Annotated in this window: 16 protein-coding genes and 1 pseudogene; 9 read left to right on the top strand and 8 right to left on the bottom strand. The window is 62.0% G+C overall.

Translation table 11 applies throughout. From position 1 onward, the window contains the following. Positions 1 to 136 precede the first annotated feature (136 nt). The 3 genes from hrcA (at position 137) to M0D67_RS07585 (ending at position 2,818) form a co-directional block, all read left to right on the top strand. Positions 137 to 1,156: a heat-inducible transcriptional repressor HrcA gene (hrcA, locus tag M0D67_RS07595; RefSeq protein WP_154565838.1), complete on the top strand. Its 1,020-nt coding sequence runs from the start codon at positions 137 to 139 to the stop codon at positions 1,154 to 1,156. A gap of 175 nt (positions 1,157 to 1,331) precedes the next feature. Beyond that, positions 1,332 to 2,402: a ferrochelatase gene (gene hemH, locus M0D67_RS07590; protein WP_154565839.1), complete on the top strand. Its 1,071-nt coding sequence runs from the start codon at positions 1,332 to 1,334 to the stop codon at positions 2,400 to 2,402. A gap of 8 nt (positions 2,403 to 2,410) precedes the next feature. After that, positions 2,411 to 2,818, top strand: a complete 408-nt coding sequence (locus tag M0D67_RS07585; protein WP_175052135.1) for an RNA-binding S4 domain-containing protein — start codon at positions 2,411 to 2,413, stop codon at positions 2,816 to 2,818. Here the strand turns inward: M0D67_RS07585 and M0D67_RS07580 are convergent. Beyond that, on the bottom strand, positions 2,790 to 2,951 hold the full coding sequence (locus M0D67_RS07580) for a hypothetical protein (RefSeq protein ID WP_266238390.1): 162 nt from the start codon (positions 2,949 to 2,951) through the stop codon (positions 2,790 to 2,792). The genes M0D67_RS07585 and M0D67_RS07580 overlap by 29 nt on opposite strands. A 379-nt stretch (positions 2,952 to 3,330) precedes the next feature. Here M0D67_RS07580 and grpE point away from each other — a divergent pair, with 379 nt between their 5' ends. The 5 genes and pseudogenes from grpE (at position 3,331) to pabB (ending at position 9,628) form a co-directional block, all read left to right on the top strand. Beyond that, positions 3,331 to 3,915, top strand: coding sequence for a nucleotide exchange factor GrpE (gene grpE / locus M0D67_RS07575; protein WP_171926326.1), 585 nt, complete (start codon positions 3,331 to 3,333; stop codon positions 3,913 to 3,915). A gap of 116 nt (positions 3,916 to 4,031) precedes the next feature. Then, a pseudogene (locus tag M0D67_RS07570) lies at positions 4,032 to 4,203 on the top strand (thioredoxin); the annotation flags it as partial. A 153-nt stretch (positions 4,204 to 4,356) separates the two neighbouring features. Next, positions 4,357 to 6,312: a molecular chaperone DnaK gene (dnaK, locus tag M0D67_RS07565; RefSeq protein WP_154565841.1), complete on the top strand. Its 1,956-nt coding sequence runs from the start codon at positions 4,357 to 4,359 to the stop codon at positions 6,310 to 6,312. A 268-nt stretch (positions 6,313 to 6,580) separates the two neighbouring features. Beyond that, positions 6,581 to 7,723, top strand: coding sequence for a molecular chaperone DnaJ (gene dnaJ, locus M0D67_RS07560; protein ID WP_054040973.1), 1,143 nt, complete (start codon positions 6,581 to 6,583; stop codon positions 7,721 to 7,723). Positions 7,724 to 7,747: 24 nt separating this feature from the next. Next, positions 7,748 to 9,628, top strand: a complete 1,881-nt coding sequence (pabB, locus tag M0D67_RS07555) for an aminodeoxychorismate synthase component I (protein WP_266238387.1) — start codon at positions 7,748 to 7,750, stop codon at positions 9,626 to 9,628. Between the two features lie 380 nt (positions 9,629 to 10,008). Here the strand turns inward: pabB and panB are convergent, their stop codons facing one another. The 7 genes from panB to M0D67_RS07520 form a co-directional block, all read right to left on the bottom strand. Continuing rightward, the gene (panB, locus tag M0D67_RS07550) at positions 10,009 to 10,824 is read right to left on the bottom strand and encodes a 3-methyl-2-oxobutanoate hydroxymethyltransferase (RefSeq protein ID WP_266238385.1); all 816 of its coding nucleotides are present in this window, start codon (positions 10,822 to 10,824) and stop codon (positions 10,009 to 10,011) included. Positions 10,825 to 10,859: 35 nt separating this feature from the next. Further along, a complete protein-coding gene (locus M0D67_RS07545) occupies positions 10,860 to 11,540 on the bottom strand; it encodes a deoxynucleoside kinase (RefSeq protein WP_154565845.1) in 681 nt (226 codons plus the stop codon). Further along, positions 11,537 to 12,085, bottom strand: a complete 549-nt coding sequence (folK, locus tag M0D67_RS07540) for a 2-amino-4-hydroxy-6-hydroxymethyldihydropteridine diphosphokinase (RefSeq protein ID WP_154565846.1) — start codon at positions 12,083 to 12,085, stop codon at positions 11,537 to 11,539. The genes M0D67_RS07545 and folK overlap by 4 nt, the downstream gene beginning before the upstream one ends. Before the next feature lie 48 nt (positions 12,086 to 12,133). Next, entirely contained in the window at positions 12,134 to 13,717 is a 1,584-nt protein-coding gene (gene pcnB, locus M0D67_RS07535) for a polynucleotide adenylyltransferase PcnB (protein WP_266238382.1), read from the bottom strand. Further along, complete coding sequence (locus M0D67_RS07530) at positions 13,714 to 14,400, bottom strand: HAD family phosphatase (protein WP_097391368.1); 687 nt, start codon at positions 14,398 to 14,400, stop codon at positions 13,714 to 13,716. Before M0D67_RS07530 ends, pcnB begins: the two co-directional genes overlap by 4 nt. Continuing rightward, positions 14,393 to 15,166, bottom strand: a complete 774-nt coding sequence (gene hda, locus M0D67_RS07525) for a DnaA regulatory inactivator Hda (RefSeq protein WP_168435938.1) — start codon at positions 15,164 to 15,166, stop codon at positions 14,393 to 14,395. The genes M0D67_RS07530 and hda overlap by 8 nt, the downstream gene beginning before the upstream one ends. A 104-nt stretch (positions 15,167 to 15,270) precedes the next feature. After that, positions 15,271 to 16,347 (bottom strand): AI-2E family transporter, encoded by a 1,077-nt coding sequence (locus M0D67_RS07520; RefSeq protein WP_266238379.1) that lies wholly within the window; start codon positions 16,345 to 16,347, stop codon positions 15,271 to 15,273. A gap of 159 nt (positions 16,348 to 16,506) precedes the next feature. On the opposite strand from M0D67_RS07520, the gene purM reads away from it, so the two are divergent. Further along, entirely contained in the window at positions 16,507 to 17,562 is a 1,056-nt protein-coding gene (gene purM / locus M0D67_RS07515) for a phosphoribosylformylglycinamidine cyclo-ligase (RefSeq protein WP_266238378.1), read from the top strand. Positions 17,563 to 17,569: the final 7 nt, after the last annotated feature.

Genomic DNA, 17,569 nt, shown 5'->3' with positions numbered 1-17,569 from the left:
GGCGCATTGGGCGATTATCGTTAGAATGGTGAAACCTTGATGACATGCGTCGCCCCGCCAACCGGCGGCGCGATAGTCAGGGGTTGGCGCCGTTAGCGCTCGCTGTAGCCGCGTCATTGAGCTAAAATTTTCCGTCATGCTAGATCCCCGCGCACAAACCCTCCTCAAAACGCTGATCGAGCGCTACATCGCCGAAGGTCAGCCGGTCGGCTCGCGCACGTTGTCACGCTATTCCGGCCTCGAACTGAGCCCGGCCACGATCCGCAACGTGATGTCCGATCTCGAGGACCTGGGGCTCGTAATCAGTCCACATACGTCGGCGGGCCGGATCCCGACGCCGCGCGGTTACCGGCTGTTTGTCGATACCATGCTGACGGTGGAATCCGCCGCGGACGAAGAAGCGGTGATGCGTATCGTCAAGACTACGCTGCAGGCGGGCGAACCGCAGAAAGTCGTCGCCGCGGCGGCCAGCGTGCTGTCCAATCTGTCGCAGTTCGCCGGTGTGGTGCTCACGCCGCGCCGCAGCCACGTGTTCAAGCAGATCGAATTCATGCGCCTGTCGGACAAGCGTATCCTGCTGATCATCGTGACGCCCGAGGGCGACGTGCAGAACCGCATCATGGCGACCCAGCGCGACTTTTCGCCGTCGCAACTGGTGGAAGCCTCCAATTACATCAATGCGCACTTCGCGGGCCTCTCGTTCGACGATGTGCGCCGCCGCCTGCGCGAAGAAATCGACGAATTGCGCGGCGACATGACCACGCTGATGCACGCCGCGGTCACGGCCAGCACGGATGAAACCGACACCGGCGAACACGTGTTGATTTCCGGCGAGCGCAACCTGCTCGAAGTCGCCGACCTGTCGTCGGACATGGCGCGCCTGCGCAAGCTGTTTGATGTGTTCGACCAAAAGACCAGTCTCCTTCAGTTGCTCGACGTGTCGAGTCACGCCGCGGGCGTGCAGATTTTCATTGGCGGCGAGTCGAATCTTGTGCCGATCGAGGAAATGAGCGTCGTCACCGCGCCTTATGAGGTGAACGGCAAGATTGTCGGCACGCTCGGCGTGATCGGGCCGACCCGCATGGCCTACAACCGAGTGATTCCAATCGTGGACATCACCGCGCGGTTGCTTTCGCTGACGCTTAGTCAACAGTAACCTGCGGTCACCGTGGCTGCCGCACGCCTCATGCTGCAAATGATGCGCGACAGCGCGCGGCTTGCCAATTGGCCGAATGGCCAGGGGTCCCTGGCGGACCTCGCAATGGACCGCGCCGCTATAATGAATTCCACCTGAACCGACTCTCCGCCCAAAGCGGTTATCCCTGCTGCCTATGCGCTTCGACCTCGAGCGGCCATCGCAGAACGCCACGTCACATCGTGTCGCCGTGTTGCTGATCAATCTCGGCACGCCCGACGCGCCGACGCCGCGTGCGGTCCGGCGCTATCTTGCGCAGTTCCTGTCCGATCCTCGCGTGGTCGAAATTCCGGCGCTGCTCTGGCAGGTGATCCTGCGCGTGTTGATTTTGCCGTTCCGCAGCCCCGCGTCAGCAAAGAAGTACGCGGCCGTGTGGATGCCGGAAGGCTCGCCGCTGCGTGTCTTCACGGAGAAGCAGGTGGAGGGTTTGCGCCATCTGCTGCAATTGAACGATTACACGGTGCTGGTCGACTACGCGATGCGCTATGGCACGCCCGGCATTCCGGCCATGCTGAACCAGCTCAAGCTGGCAGGCGCCGAGCGCGTTCTGCTGATGCCCATGTATCCGCAATACTCGTCGTCGACCACGGCCACGGCGTTCGACGACGCCTTTTCGGCCCTCAAGCGCATGCGCAATCAGCCGGAAATCCGCACGGTGCGGCAGTACGCCGATCATCCGGCTTATATCGCCGCGCTCGCCGCTCAGGTGCATCACTATTGGCATCAGCACGGCCGGCCGGATTTCGCGGCAGGCGACAAGCTGGTGCTGAGTTTTCACGGCGTGCCAAAGCGCACGATGGATCTCGGCGATCCGTACCACGAGCAATGCCAGCAGACCGGCGCGTTGTTGACGCAGGCGCTGGGATTGACGCAGGTGGAATGCCGCGTCACGTTTCAGTCGCGCTTCGGCAAGGCTGAGTGGCTGCAGCCGTACACCGCCCCCACGCTGAAGGAATTGGGCTCGGCGGGCGTGCGGCGTGCCGACGTGTTCTGTCCGGGTTTTACCGCCGACTGCCTTGAAACGATTGAAGAAATCGGCATGGAGGTGCGCGACGAGTTCCTGCAGGCGGGCGGCAAGGAATTCCATCGAATTCCCTGCCTGAACGCCTCGCAGCCGTGGATCGCCGCGCTCGGCGAAATCGTCGCGCAGAATCTGCAGGGCTGGCCCGTGCAAGCAGTGCCGGTGCCGCACACGACTGGGGCTTAAGCAGGCTCATGAATTACAGGATTTCAACCGAACCGGGCGCGAAGCTGCGCATCGACAAATGGCTTTGGGCGGCGCGCTTCTTCAAGACCCGCTCGCTCGCGGCGGATGCCGTCGAAAAAGCGCACGTGCGCATCGGCGGCGCGAGTGTCAAACCGGCCAAGGATGTGCGCGTAGGCGACCTGGTCGAGATAGAAATCGAGCGGATTGTCTGGCAGGTGGAAGTGCTGGGCGTATGCGACGTGCGCGGCCCGGCCAGCGTCGCGCAGACGCTTTATGCGGAAACCGAAGAGAGCAAGGTGAAGCGGCAGGTCGAGCAGGAGCGGCGCAAGACATACCGCGAACCGGCCGCCGCTTTGCACGGCAGGCCGACCAAGCGCGACCGGCGCACTATCGACAAACTTTCAGGTGGGGATTGAACAGTTGTTCCATCGTCGCGTGCACACCGCCGTACTCGGTGGTGTGATCGTTGACGGCCCCGGACAGGCAGATGGTCGTGGTGCCCGCGATCAGTACCAATGCGACCACCGATATTGCAAAGGTCAGTTTCACGGTACTCCCCTTGGGAAGATTCGAGACGGAAACAGGCGAATCAGGTGGTAATTGAAAATTATCGGTAAGGCTTACGTTAGATTAGGGTTAACGTGTCTTTTCCGACGCTTTAATGGAGCATAGGCCACTTGTTGGGCGCACTCAATCTCAATCTGATTGCGACGCAATAATGGTTGTAACCGGGCATTTCTGCCGCACGTCCGCGGTGTGAAAAGTTCCGGGAGATGCGCTTGAATTGGGTCTTTCCGGCCCCATCTGCCGTTTCGATACGCGCTCACGCACCAAGTTGTCTGTCGCAATTTTGCAACGCACAAATTGCGACAGCTTTTGACGCGTTGCCGCCACCACTAGCTTTAACCTTTTAACGACTGTCAGCGACATGGAAAACACGCAAGAGAACCCGACGAGCCAGAATCCCACGCCCGCCGACGAAACCGCGCGCCAGGCCGCCGAGGCTGCAGCACCCCAGCAGGACGCGGCTGCAAATGCTGCGCCTGAAGCGCCGGCAACCGGCGCGGAAGCCGCATTGGCCGAAGCAGAGGCGAAGCTCGCCGAGCTGCAGGAAAGCTTCCTGCGGGCGAAGGCGGAGACTGAGAACGTGCGCCGCCGCGCCCAGGAAGATGTCGCCAAGGCCCACAAGTTCGCGATCGAAAGCTTCGCTGAGCATTTGCTGCCGGTGGTCGACAGCCTCGAAGCGGCTGTTGCACACTCGTCCGACGACCTGCAAAAGGTCCGCGAAGGCGTCGAACTTACGCTGCGCCAGCTCTCCGGCGCGCTGGAGAAGGGCCGCGTCGTTGCCCTGAACCCGGTTGGCGAGAAGTTCGACCCGCACCGTCATCAGGCTATTTCGATGGTGCCGGCCGATCAGGAACCGAACACCGTCGTTGCTGTGCTGCAAAAGGGCTTCGTGATCGCCGACCGCGTGCTGCGTCCGGCCCTAGTGACTGTCGCGGCGCCGAAGTAAGCAAGCATCTGAGGCCGCCGCACGAGCTGCCTCAGACGCCGCATCAGGGACCTGGTTATCAGCCGGTCCGCCCGACAGGCACCGTGATGGCCAACATTCCCGTTGACGCCACTGCGTTCATGCTTCACGGCGTGCCCACATGGTTCTTCTTTTACCGAGGCAACCGGCTGGCACGGCCTGGGGCAGTTCGAGGCGGCGGTCGCGGTCGCGCGGGACAAGATCTGTGCGGGCAATGTGGTCGGCAGTACGGCAAATGGTGAAAAAAGCGGCAAAAGCTCGACCGATTGAAAAAAATTAAAGACCGCATCGTAAAAGAGGTCTTGAAAACGATGCGGACGCACTTATGTTGAGTGCAGGTAGGAATTCAGAGCGGATCGCCGTACCGCCAGATGGGCAAAAACGGCGATTCCCGCAGCGATCAAAGTCAGGAGATTAGTAAAAATGGGCAAAATCATCGGTATCGACCTCGGCACGACCAACTCGTGCGTGGCGATCATGGAAGGCAATTCGGTCAAGGTGATCGAGAACTCGGAAGGCGCGCGCACCACGCCGTCGATCATCGCTTACATGGAAGACGGCGAGATTCTCGTCGGCGCGCCTGCGAAGCGTCAGTCGGTCACGAACCCGAAGAACACGCTGTACGCGGTCAAGCGCCTGATTGGCCGCCGCTTCGAAGAAAAGGAAGTGCAGAAAGACATCGCTCTGATGCCGTACAAGATCATGAAAGCCGATAACGGCGACGCATGGATCGAAGTGCGCGACCAGAAGCTCGCACCGCCGCAAATCTCCGCGGAAACGCTGCGCAAGATGAAGAAGACCGCTGAAGATTACCTCGGCGAGCCGGTCACCGAAGCCGTGATTACGGTTCCCGCGTACTTCAACGACAGCCAGCGTCAGGCTACCAAAGACGCAGGCCGCATTGCCGGTCTGGAAGTGAAGCGGATCATCAACGAACCGACCGCAGCCGCTCTGGCATTCGGTCTGGACAAGGCTGAAAAGGGCGACCGCAAGATCGCGGTGTATGACCTGGGCGGCGGTACGTTCGACGTATCGATCATCGAAATCGCTGACGTTGACGGCGAAATGCAGTTCGAAGTGCTGTCCACGAACGGCGACACGTTCCTCGGCGGTGAAGACTTCGATCAACGCATCATCGATTACATCATCGGCGAGTTCAAGAAGGAACAGGGCGTCGACCTGTCGAAAGACGTGCTCGCGCTGCAACGCCTGAAGGAATCGGCTGAAAAGGCGAAGATCGAACTGTCGTCAAGCCAGCAGACCGAAATCAACCTGCCGTACATCACGGCCGACGCGTCGGGTCCGAAGCACTTGAACCTGAAAATTACGCGCGCCAAGCTCGAAGCACTGGTTGAAGAACTGATCGAACGCACCATCGAACCGTGCCGCACGGCGATCAAGGACGCAGGCGTGAAGGTTGGCGAGATCGACGACGTGATTCTGGTCGGCGGCATGACGCGTATGCCCAAGGTGCAGGACAAGGTCAAGGAGTTCTTCGGCAAGGAACCGCGCCGTGACGTGAACCCGGACGAAGCCGTGGCCGTTGGCGCCGCGATTCAAGGCCAGGTTCTGTCGGGCGACCGCACGGACGTTCTGCTGCTCGACGTGACCCCGCTGTCGCTCGGCATCGAAACGCTCGGCGGCGTGATGACGAAGATGATCAACAAGAACACCACGATCCCGACCAAGCACGCACAGGTCTACTCGACGGCTGACGACAATCAGGGCGCCGTGACGATCAAGGTGTTCCAGGGCGAACGCGAAATGGCAGCGGGCAACAAGCTGCTGGGCGAGTTCAACCTTGAAGGCATTCCGCCGGCACCGCGCGGCACGCCGCAGATCGAAGTGAGCTTCGACATCGACGCGAACGGCATTCTGCACGTCGGCGCGAAAGACAAGGCGACCGGCAAGGAAAACCGCATCACGATCAAGGCGAACTCGGGTCTGTCCGAAGCCGAAATCGAGAAGATGGTGAAGGACGCCGAAGCGAACGCGGAAGAAGATCACAAGCTGCGTGAGTTGGCCGATGCCCGTAACCAGGGCGATGCGCTGGTCCACAGCACGAAGAAGGCGCTCACCGAATACGGCGACAAGCTGGACGCCGCGGAGAAGGAAGCGATCGAAACCGCGCTGAAGGACCTCGAAGAAACGCTGAAGAGCGGTTCGAGCGACAAGGCCGCGATCGAAGCCAAGATCGAAGTGGTGGCCACCGCCTCGCAGAAGATGGGCGAGAAGATGTACGCCGACATGCAGGCTGCGCAAGGTGCCGAAGCTGCGGCAGCGGGCGCGGCAGGTGCGGGTGCATCGGCGGGTGGCGCGAGCCATCAGCAGCAGGACGATGTGGTCGACGCCGAGTTCAAGGAAGTGAAGAAAGACTAAAGCCGGGTCGCAATCTGACCGTAAAGCCGCACACAGCGATGTGTGCGGCCTGGCTGCAAAACGGTTTGCTCCCGTCCGGGTGCATGAACCTGCAAAGCGGTTATCGCGCCTGGTGAGCCTTTTTGGGCTCTCCGGGCACATTTGTTTTATGGAGGGCGTTGTTTTGAGTCGCGTGAAAGCGGCGGGAAACGGCGGCCGGACGAGTCGCAAGACTCCAGCATTCAAGAGGAGCCACCGCGTCGCATTGCGCGAGTGGCGTTGAACCGATATGGCGAAACGGGATTACTACGAGGTTCTGGGCGTCGCAAAGAACGCGAGCGACGACGAAATCAAGAAGGCTTATCGCAAGCTTGCGATGAAGCACCACCCCGACCGCAATCCCGGCAACAAGGATGCGGAAGAGCATTTCAAAGAGGTGAAGGAAGCCTATGAAATGCTGTCGGACTCGCAAAAGCGTGCCGCGTACGATCAGTACGGCCACGCGGGCGTCGACCCGAACATGGGCGGAGCCGGTGCGCAAGGCTTCGGCGGTTTTGCCGATGCATTCGGCGATATTTTCGGCGACATCTTCGGCCAGGCGGCCGGCGGTGCCGCACGCGGCGGTGGCGGCCGTGCCGGTCCGCAGGTGTATCGCGGCGCCGATCTGCGCTACAGCATGGAAATCACGCTGGAACAGGCCGCACACGGCTACGACACGCAGATTCGCGTGCCGAGCTGGGTGTCGTGCGAAATCTGTCACGGCTCGGGCGCGAAGCCCGGCACCAAGCCGGAGACCTGCCCGACCTGTAGCGGCTCGGGTTCGGTGCGGATGTCGCAGGGCTTTTTCAGCATCCAGCAAACCTGCCCGAAGTGCCACGGCACCGGCACCTATATCCCTGAACCGTGCGGCCACTGCCACGGCGCGGGCAAGGTGAAGGAAACCAAGACGCTGGAAGTGAAGATCCCGGCAGGTATCGACGACGGCATGCGCATCCGCTCGGCCGGCAACGGTGAGCCGGGTATCAACGGCGGTCCGTCGGGCGATCTGTACGTCGAGATTCACATCAAGCAGCACTCGGTATTCGAGCGCGACGGCGACGACCTGCATTGCCAGATGCCGATTCCGTTTACCACGGCGGCGCTCGGCGGCGAAATCGAAGTGCCGACCCTCGCGGGCCGCGCGAGCTTCACGGTGCCGGAAGGCACGCAGTCGGGCAAGACGTTCCGTCTGCGTGGCAAGGGGATCAAGGGGCTGCGTTCGAGCATTGCCGGCGATCTTTACGTGCACGTGCAAGTCGAAACGCCGGTCAAGCTCACGGAGCCGCAGCGCGAGTTGCTTCAGCAATTCGAGAAGGCACTCGTGGAAGGCGGCGCACGGCATAGCCCGCAGAGCAAGAGCTGGTTCGATCGGGTGAAGAGCTTCTTCGATTAATAGCGGTTTGATGTGGCGGTAAGCATGACGGCAGATGAGCGCGATGCAGTGTTCGCGTTGCTCGACGATTGCGACGCGACGGCGGCGCGCCGTTCGAGTCGTCTGTACACGGGTTTTGTGCATGAGCGGGTTTGCGCGGACGCCGCGCAACTCGAAGTCGTGTGCGAGACCGTGGCCGCGGATACACGGCGTGGTTTGCATGCCGTCGTGCTCGCCGACTATGAGTTTGGCCGGCACCTTCTGGACGGCGGCCTTTCTCACCAGGCATTGAAAGAAACGCAGCGTGGCGATGCCACGCTGCGTTTTTTATTGTTCGAACGTTGCGAGAAGCTGTCGCGCGACGAGGTCGACGCGTGGCTCATGGCGCGCGACGGCGGGATGGCTGAGGCGTCGGTAGCGGGTACCGCAAACGTGCGCGCGAGCGTCGATCCAAAGCAATTTAACGAAGCGATCGATGCGATCCATGCCGCCCTGCGCGCGGGCGATTCTTATCAGGTCAACTACACGTACCGGCTTGGTTTCGACGTGTTCGGCTCGCCGACCGCGCTTTATCGGCGACTGCGAGTGCGTCAGCCGGTTCCGTACGGTGCGTTGATTGCGTTGCCGGGCGACGAGTGGGTGCTGTCATGCTCGCCGGAGTTGTTCATCGAGAAGGAAGGCGCGCTATTGCGGGCCCGTCCGATGAAAGGCACGGCGCCGCGCTCGGAAGATCCTGCCACGGATCGCGGCGCCGCCGATTTCCTCGCGAATGACCCGAAGAATCGCGCCGAAAACGTGATGATCGTCGACCTGCTGCGCAACGACCTGTCGCGCGTGGCGCAGACAGGCTCGGTCAGTGTGCCGGCGCTGTTTTCGGTCGAGCCGTATGCGTCGGTCTGGCAGATGACGTCGACGGTGCATGCGACGTTGCGCGTCGGCACGTCTTTCGCCACGATCATGCGTGCGCTGTTTCCATGCGGCTCGATCACCGGTGCGCCGAAGCATCGCACGATGCAATTGATCGAGGAATTGGAAAGTACGCCGCGGGGTCTTTACACAGGCGCGATCGGTTGGCTCGATGCCACCATAAGCGAAGACGCCTGCGGCAACTTCTGCCTATCTGTCGCGATCCGCACGTTGACCTTAACCCCGACCGCACAACCAGGCGAACTGCAAGGCAAGATGGGGGTCGGCGCAGGCATCGTGCTCGACAGCCTCGCCGCCGACGAATATGCAGAGTGCCAATTGAAGGCCAGCTTTCTGACCGGCGCCGAGCCGGGTTTCGAGCTCTTCGAAACGATGTATGCGATGCGGGAAGAGGGCGTGCGGAATCTGTCGCGTCATCTCGCACGACTCTCCGCGAGCGCCGCGACGCTGGGTTTCAAACTCGACGACGAAAACGAAATTCGCGCGCAAATCGCAGAAAGATGTGCGGCGTTGCCAACGCAAATCCCGCACCGCATGCGCCTCGCGTTGAGCAAAAACGGCGCGGCACAAATAACGGCGGCAGTGCTGACGCCGCTGGCCGACTCGACGGTCGGCGTGCTGCTTGGGCCGGATCACGATTTCCCCACGACGGACGCCAACGATCCGCTGTTGCGCCACAAAACTACGCGCCGCGCCGAATACGATCGCGGTTGGCGCGAAGCCGAAGCGAAAGGCGCATTCGACACGCTGTTCTTCAACGAGCGCGGCGAGTTGACCGAAGGCGGCCGGTCGAACGTGTTTGTGAAGCTGGCGGGACGGTGGTGGACGCCGCCATTAGAGTCGGGCGTGCTGCCCGGGATCATGCGAGGTGTGTTGCTGGAGGATACCGGCCTTCGCGCTGCTGAACGCGTGCTGACTCGAGTCGATGTGCAGAATGCCGAAGCACTTCTGGTGTGCAACGCACTGCGAGGCGCGGTAAAGGCGCGAGTGCTGGGCTAAGGTGGGAGGGGCGAGGCTTGAGGTAGCCGTGCTACCGGCTTTGGGTGACGCATGCCGCCACAGCGGCTCAACTGTGGCGAGCGTGCAGCAAGCGGGCCATCCATCCGGACAAGCGGGCGTGCCAAGTGGATTCCCGCAAGTCATGCGGTGCGGTGGCGTGATTGCGGATTTCCGCTACATCGATCAGGCAAAAGGGGCTCATGGTCATCTCTCTTCGGCTTGCGGCAGCGCCGCGTTAACAAGGTAGACGAAGATAGACGATCAGGTTTTCAGGCGATATCGGACGGGTCCCAAATAGGACAAAACAGGACCAAACGGGACAACACATCAATCGGGCGCAATTACGCCCGATTGATGTAATCCGCTAACAGACCGCGTAATTAGAACGTATGCTCCGGCCCCGGGAACGAGCCGTCCTTCACAGCACGCACATACGCTTCCACGGCAGCCTGAATGTTCGGCTGCCCCTGCATGAAATCTTTCACAAAGCGCGGCCGCTTGCCTGGGAAAATTCCCAGCATGTCGTGTAGCACCAGCACCTGACCCGAGCAATCCAGACCCGCGCCGATGCCGATAGTCGGAATCCGCAATTGCTTCGTGACTTCACTGCCGAGCAGCGTGGGAATCGCTTCTATCACGATCAGTTGGGCGCCTGCATTCTGCACGGCGAGCGCGTCGCGCAGCACCTGGCTCGCGCCGGCATCGGTCTTGCCCTGCACCTTGAAACCACCGAACGCATGCACCGATTGCGGCGTCAGGCCGACGTGCGCGCACACCGGAATCGACCGTTCGACCAGAAAGCGCACCGTGTCCGCGAGCCACTCACCGCCTTCGAGTTTCACCATTTGCGCGCCGGCACGCATGAGTTCCACGGAGCTTCTGAAGGCGTCTTCCGGCGTGCCGTACGTGCCGAACGGCAGGTCGGCGACCACCAGCGCCGAGGGCCGCGCTCGCGCGACGCTCGCCGTGTGATACGCGATGTCGGTAAGCGTGACTGGCAGCGTGGTTGCCTGGCCTTGCAGCACATTGCCGAGCGAGTCGCCGATCAACAGCACGTCGACGCCCGAGCGATCCAGCAGCGCGGCGAAGCTCGCGTCGTAACAGGTCAGCATGGCGATCTTTTCGCCAGCGTCGCGCATCGCCTGCAGTTTCGGGACGGTGATGGCGTTCCGGCTCGCTTCCTGCAAATAGGTCATGGGGAAATCCGTTGGAAAGAAGAGCGGCGCGTCGCTTAAAGCGACGTGCCTTTGACAAAGAATTCCTTGCGGCCGCGCATGGTTTCGATGCGTTCGGCGAGTAGCGCAAGGTCCGCGTCCGAGTCGAGCGGATTCAGATGTTCAGCGTTGACCGTCAGCACGGGTGCGCTGTCGTAGTGATAGAAAAACTCGTTGTAGGCGTCGCAGAGCGCGTGCAGATACGCATCGGAAATCTGCAGTTCCATTGGCACCGCGCGTTTCTGGATACGCGCGAACAGCACTTCGGGACTGGCTTGCAGGTAGACCACGAAATCCGGCGCAGGTGCGCTCACGTCGATTCGCGCGGCGAGGGCGCGATAAAGCTGCCACTCGTCTTCCTGCAGTGTCAGACGCGCGAAGATGTCGTTCTTCTGCGTCATGAAATCGGCAATCAGCGGCGTGCCCGCCACGTGCGCGGCCGCCACGTTCTGGGCCTGCTGCGCGCGCTGCAAGGCGAAGTGCAATTGCGTGGGCAGCGCATAACGCGTGGTGTCGCGATAAAAGCGTTCGAGAAAGGGATTGTCCTGCGGCCGCTCGAACAGTTCCTGCATCGACCAGCGCTGGGCGAGCCGCCGCGCGAGTGAAGTCTTGCCGACGCCGATCGGCCCTTCGATCGCGAGATAGCCGAAGGGCGGCCGCAGTTGCGGCGCGGTGACGGTGAGTGGCGGCGAATTCATTCGCAACGGCCCTTGTCCCTGGCAGGGGCGTCGGCGGTCAATGCATTGAGCATCGGACACTGGCACGGCCCCTTCACCTTTTCGATGCGTTGATCGTGCACGCCACCAAGCAGCGCCTCCGCACGGCCGTGTTGCGGGATGATCAGCGTTGGGTCGATCTCGACGAGCGGCACCAGTGCAAAGGCGCGTTCGATCAAACGCGGATGTGGCACGATCAGATCGGCTTCGTCGATCGATTGATCGCCGTATAGCAGGATGTCCAGATCGAGCGTGCGCGGGGCGTTGCGAAACGGCCGTTCACGGCCGAACTGATGCTCGATTTTGTGGCATAGCGCTAGCAGATGCCGCACGGGGAGCGTCGTTTCGACCTTCACGACACAGTTGAAATAGTCGTCACCGCCCGCGTCGATCGGGGCAGTGCGATACAGGCTCGACTTCGCGAGCACGGAGATGGTGTGCTGTTGTGCCAGGCACACCACCGCGTCTTTCAGGGTCTGGCGCGCGTCCCCGAGATTCGCGCCGAGGCCGAGATAGGCAACCGTCATGGCATAACTTCCTGCAACTATCGTTCGACGGCAACCGTCAACGCTGTGTCAGTCTTCGTGCGGGCCGTCATGGCCCGCGTCGTTGGCTGTGCGTTCGGCTTGCGTGCCGCCCTCCATTCCGTCGCCCGGTTTGCGGCTCCTTGCGCCACTGCTGCGCCGCCGTCGTTTTCTGGGGCTTCGGTCCTTCCCGCCTTGCGTGAGCAAAGTCTCCCGCGCAGCGACGTCTCCTTCGATGAACTCCGTCCACCACGCACCGACCGACTCATCGAGTTCGCCCGATTCGCAGCGCAACAGGAGGAAATCATACCCCGCTCTAAATCTTTGGTGTTCCAGCAGCTTCAGCGCGCTTCTTCCAGAGCGTTTCTCGAGGCGCAGTTGCAGCCCCCAGATCTCGCGCATATCCGACGAAAAGCGCTTGTGGATCGCGAGTTTCTCGGTTTGCATGTCGAGGACTTCGTCCATCGCGCGATGCAGGGCCGGCACCGGATATTCGCCGTTCGCTTCAAATTGTTGCCAGCGTGTCTGCACGTCGTGCCACAGCAGCGTGGCAAACAGGAAACCCGGCGAAACGGGCTTGCCGGCACGCACGCGGGCGTCCGTATTGGTCAGCGCGAGCGTAATGAATTTCTCGCCGATCGGCTGTTCCAGCACCACGTCGAGCAGCGGCAGCAGACCGTGATGCAGGCCTTCCTGGCGCAGACGTTTCAAACAGGCAAGCGCGTGGCCCGACAGCATCAGCTTGAGCATCTCGTCGAACAGACGCGCGGCCGGCACGTTGTTGATCAGATCGGCCATTTTGGCGATCGGCGCGCGGGTCGTGTCTTCGATCTCGAACTCGAGCTTGGCGGCAAAACGCACCACGCGCAGCATGCGCACCGGATCCTCGCGATAACGCGTGGCCGGGTCGCCGATCATGCGTAACAGACGCGCGCGCATGTCGGCCATGCCGTTGTGATAGTCCAGCACGGTTTGCGTGGCCGGATCGTAGTACATCGCATTGATCGTGAAATCGCGGCGCGTGGCGTCTTCGTGCTGCTCGCCCCAGACGTTGTCGCGCAGCACGCGGCCGCTGGCGTCTACCGCATGCGTGCGGCGGTCGAGTTCGTCGCGCTTCAGGCGGCGCGGCGGCGCCGCGTCGGCGGCGGGCGGATCGACCAGTGCGCGGAACGTCGAGGTTTCGATGATTTCCTGGCCGAACTGCACGTGCACAATCTGGAACCGGCGGCCGATGATGCGCGCGCGGCGGAACAGCTTCTGCACCTGTTCGGGCGTGGCGTCGGTCGCGACGTCGAAGTCTTTCGGCTTGATGCCGAGCAGCAGATCGCGCACCGCACCGCCGACGATAAACGCGCGATGCCCCGCTTCCTGCAGACCCTCGGTGACGCGAATCGCGTTCCTCGAGATCAGCGACTGATCGATGCCATGCACGTCGTGCGGAATGATGACCGGCACGTCGGGGTCCCGCACGGTTTTGGCGGCAGGGCGCGCCGGTTTGCGGCGCGCTTTGGTGGCGCTGGACGCGTTGCGTGCCGGCGCCTCGCCGGCTTCGTCTGCTTCGGCTTCGGCGGGCGGGGTGTCGTCAGCGGGCGCCGGGTCCTGGCCGAATAGCTTGCGGATAAGTTTTTTGATCACGAGGGTTGAAAGAGTTCGAGGATGCGCCAGCCTTTGGCCTGCGCATGGGCGCGCAATGTGTCGTCGGGATTGGTCGCGATCGGATCGGTGACCTTTTCGAGCAGCGGGATGTCGTTGTGCGAGTCGCTATAGAAATAGCTGTGCTCGAAGTCGCTCCAGGTTTTGCCGAGGGATGCGAGCCACGCCTCGGTACGGACGATCTTGCCTTCCTTGTAGCTCGGCGTGCCGGTGGGGCGGCCGGTGTACGGCGAATGCGGCTGGCCGTCGACGGTTTCCGCTTCGCAGGCAATCAGCGCGTCGACGCCGAACGCTTGCGCGATCGGACGGGTGATGAATTCGTTGGTCGCGGTGACCACGCAGCAGAGATCACCGGCTTCACGATGCTCCCTGACCAGTTCCAGCGCGACCGGAAAGATCGCCGGCTTGATCACTTCATGCATGTACTGCGCGTGAAGGTCGGCAAGCTGCGCGCGCGTGTATTTCGCGAGCGGCGTGAGCATGGCGATCAGATAAGCGTGAATGTCGAGCTTGCCGGCCTTGTAGTCGGCGAAAAAGCGGTCGTTTTCACGAGCGAAGTTTTCAGCGTCGACCATGCCTTGTTTCACCATGAAGCGGCCCCATTCGTGGTCGCTGTCAGTGGGAATGAGGGTGTGGTCGAGGTCGAAGAGTGCGAGGTTAGCCATGGGGGCCTATTTTACTTGAAGCGGCGGCGGGGGACGCGGATGAGGCCGATGAAGGGGGCGCGGCTCGCCGATCGTCGGCGTCGGGCGAGGCCAGCATGGTGCGCAGGAGCGGCAGCGTAACCGCGCGTTTCTGTTCGAGCGAGAAGCGGTCGAGCGCGTCGAGCAAGGCCATCAGGCTCGGCATATCGCGCCGAAAATGCGTGAGCAGGTAGGCGGGGACGTCGTCGGCGAGCATGATGCCGCGCTCGCGCGCCGCGTGTTTCAGCACGGCGGCCTTGCCTTCGTCCGGCAGCGGCGCGAGATGAAACACCAGGCCCCAGCCGAGACGGGTGCGCAGATCTTCGCGCACCGTCATTCCGATCGGTGGCGCATTGCCCGCGGCGACGAGCGCGCTGGTGGGATGCGCGCGCACCTCGTTGAACAGGTTGAACACGGCAATCTGCTGCGCCGCGGACAGACCGTCGCAATCGTCGACCGCATACAGCGCGACGCGCGGGTCGAACGTGAAAGCGGCGAGGCTGCTCTGCGGACCGGCAAAACGTGCATGACCCGGCGGCGCTTCGTGGACCAGCGCCTGCAGCAGATGCGTGCGGCCGCTGCCGGCTTCGCCCCAGACATAGAAGGTGCGATCGGCCACTGGCCCGGCCGCGAGCGCGTTGTCGAGCTCGCGCAGCCGCGTGACCAGCTCGGCGTTGGCGCCGGCGAAGAAATTGTCGAATGTCGATGGCGGCGGGGTGCCGAGATCGAGCGTCAGTTGACGAAGCACAGTAGGTTAATGCCGAAAATGAGGCTTAGGCCGCAAATGGCCCGGATCGCGGGCCCTAAAACGTCCATGAACAGTCAATGAGCAGTCAATGAGCAGTCAGTGACTCAGTTGTTGTAAAGCGTGCTCGTCAGATAGCTTTGACGCAACTCGCGCATGGCTACCGACAGAATGGCGCTGACCGGCAATGCCAGCAACACGCCGAAAAAGCCGAACAGTTGACCGAACGCGAGCAACGCGAAGATTACCGCGAGCGGGTGCAGGCCGATCCGTTCGCCGACGAGGCGCGGCGTGAGATAAAAGCTCTCCACGATCTGGCCGACGCCGTAAATCAGCGCGACCGCGCCGAAGCCGTACCAGTCGCCGAACTGTAGCAGTGCCGCGAGCAGCGCCAGCGCGAGACCGGTTGCAAAACCGATGTACGGGATGAACACAGCGAGGCCCGTGAAAATACCCACCGGCAGCGCGATCTCGAAGCGAGCGATGGTCAACGCAATCGCATAATAGACCGCGAGCACGCCCATCACGAGCAATTGGCCGCGCAGGTATTGCGACAGCATCTGGTCCATGTCGCGCGCGAGTTGCAGCGTCTTGTCGAGCCAGCGGCGCGGCACCGTGATCTGCATGCGAGCGAGCATGCGATTCCAGTCGTACAGCAGATAAAACAGCACGAGCGGCACCATCACGAGGTTGCCGACCACTGTCATCATCACGTTGCCGCTGGTGCGAACGGAGGTCCATACATACAGCGCGACCTGCTGCGCGCTGCCCTCGAGCTGGCCCATCACGAGATCGCGGATGCTGACGAAATCGAGCGAGTCGGCGAGGCCCAGCAGCGCAAGCTTGGGTTGCAGCCAGGCGCTCACGTGGGCGAACAGCACGGGCACCTGCTGCTTCAACTGCGGTCCTTCTTTCTGGATGACGGCCAGCACCAGCAGTACGAGCAGCGTCATCAGCAACGAGAACAGCAGCATCATCAGCAAGGCGGCGAGTCCGCGCGGCACGCGCCGGCGCACCATCCACGCGACGCCCGGTTGCAGAATGTACGCGAGAATGGCGCCCAGCAGGAACGGCGTGAGCACCGGGCTCAGGAGCCAGAGCAGAATGCCGACGCCCAGCGCGATCGCCAGCCAGATAAAGGCGCGGCGCTGCACAGGCGTCAGGATCGAGGAGTTCTGTTGCAAAGTTATTTCCCTGGTGTCGTCGTGACCGGAGGATTCAGGATGATTCAAATTCCAGCCAGCCGGCCGGCAACTCTGTATGGGACCAGAGTAAGCGCTGAAGCGCCAACTCTGGTCGGCATCGGGTAAAATCGCATTTTACCGACCTTCTTGCTCTTCCCCATGAATCAACCGAAATCCGCCTCTGACGCCCAAGGTTTGTCGTATCGCGACGCTGGCGTGGACATCGACGCGGGCGACGCCCTTGTCGACGCGATCAAGCCCTTTGCCAAAAAGACGATGCGCGACGGCGTGCTGGGTGGCATCGGCGGGTTTGGCGCGCTGTTCGAAGTGCCGAAGAAATACAAGGAACCGGTGCTGGTTTCGGGCACCGACGGTGTCGGCACCAAGCTGCGCCTCGCCTTCCAACTGAACAAACATGACACCGTCGGGCAGGATCTGGTGGCGATGAGCGTGAACGACATCCTGGTTCAGGGCGCCGAACCGCTGTTCTTCCTCGATTATTTCGCTTGCGGCAAGCTGGACGTCGCTACGGCGGCGACGGTTGTGAAGGGTATCGCGCATGGTTGCGAACTGTCGGGCTGCGCGCTGATCGGCGGCGAGACGGCTGAAATGCCGGGCATGTATCCGGACGGTGAATACGATCTGGCCGGTTTTGCGGTCGGCGCGGTGGAAAAGAGCAAGATTATCGACGGCAGCACGATCGCCCCGGGCGATGTGGTGCTGGGCCTGGCTTCCAGCGGCATCCATTCGAATGGTTTTTCGCTGGTGCGCAAGATCATCGAGCGCGCGCAGCCGGATCTGAATGCGGATTTTGATGGCCGCTCGCTGGCCGATGCGCTGATGGCGCCTACGCATATTTATGTGAAGCCTTTGCTGGCCTTGATGCAGCAGATCGCTGTGAAGGGTATGGCGCACATCACTGGCGGTGGTTTGGTCGAAAACATTCCGCGCGTTTTGCGCGAAGGTCTGACGGCTGAGCTGGATCACCGTAGCTGGACGATGCCGCCGCTGTTCTCGTGGCTGCAGGAGCACGGCGGCGTGGCGGATGCGGAAATGCACCGCGTGTTCAACTGCGGGATCGGCATGGCAGTGGTGGTTGCCGCTGCGGATGCTGACGCTGCGGTCGCGTCTTTGTCGGCGGCTGGCGAACAGGTCTGGAAAATCGGCGTGATTCGCGAGAGCGCGGCCGGTGAAGCTCAGACGGTAGTCATCTAAACAGTCC

It is taken from the genome of Paraburkholderia sp. SECH4 (assembly GCF_030511745.1).
In the GTDB taxonomy this organism is placed as follows: Bacteria; Pseudomonadota; Gammaproteobacteria; order Burkholderiales; family Burkholderiaceae; genus Paraburkholderia; species Paraburkholderia madseniana.
Note: the sequence above shows the minus strand (reverse complement) of the source record. Positions and strands in the feature narration are given on the sequence as shown.

What these genes read in the sequence shown, in the direction of transcription:
- M0D67_RS07585 (WP_175052135.1), top strand. Translation starts at nt 2,411, where the DNA reads ATGAATTACAGGATTTCAACCGAACCGGGCGCGAAGCTGCGCATCGAC.
- pabB (WP_266238387.1), top strand. Translation starts at nt 7,748, where the DNA reads ATGACGGCAGATGAGCGCGATGCAGTGTTCGCGTTGCTCGACGATTGC.
- folK (WP_154565846.1), bottom strand. Translation starts at nt 12,085, where the DNA reads ATGACGGTTGCCTATCTCGGCCTCGGCGCGAATCTCGGGGACGCGCGC.
- hrcA (WP_154565838.1), top strand. Translation starts at nt 137, where the DNA reads ATGCTAGATCCCCGCGCACAAACCCTCCTCAAAACGCTGATCGAGCGC.
- grpE (WP_171926326.1), top strand. Translation starts at nt 3,331, where the DNA reads ATGGAAAACACGCAAGAGAACCCGACGAGCCAGAATCCCACGCCCGCC.
- purM (WP_266238378.1), top strand. Translation starts at nt 16,507, where the DNA reads ATGAATCAACCGAAATCCGCCTCTGACGCCCAAGGTTTGTCGTATCGC.
- M0D67_RS07545 (WP_154565845.1), bottom strand. Translation starts at nt 11,540, where the DNA reads ATGAATTCGCCGCCACTCACCGTCACCGCGCCGCAACTGCGGCCGCCC.
- dnaJ (WP_054040973.1), top strand. Translation starts at nt 6,581, where the DNA reads ATGGCGAAACGGGATTACTACGAGGTTCTGGGCGTCGCAAAGAACGCG.
- hemH (WP_154565839.1), top strand. Translation starts at nt 1,332, where the DNA reads ATGCGCTTCGACCTCGAGCGGCCATCGCAGAACGCCACGTCACATCGT.
- M0D67_RS07530 (WP_097391368.1), bottom strand. Translation starts at nt 14,400, where the DNA reads ATGGCTAACCTCGCACTCTTCGACCTCGACCACACCCTCATTCCCACT.
- panB (WP_266238385.1), bottom strand. Translation starts at nt 10,824, where the DNA reads ATGACCTATTTGCAGGAAGCGAGCCGGAACGCCATCACCGTCCCGAAA.
- dnaK (WP_154565841.1), top strand. Translation starts at nt 4,357, where the DNA reads ATGGGCAAAATCATCGGTATCGACCTCGGCACGACCAACTCGTGCGTG.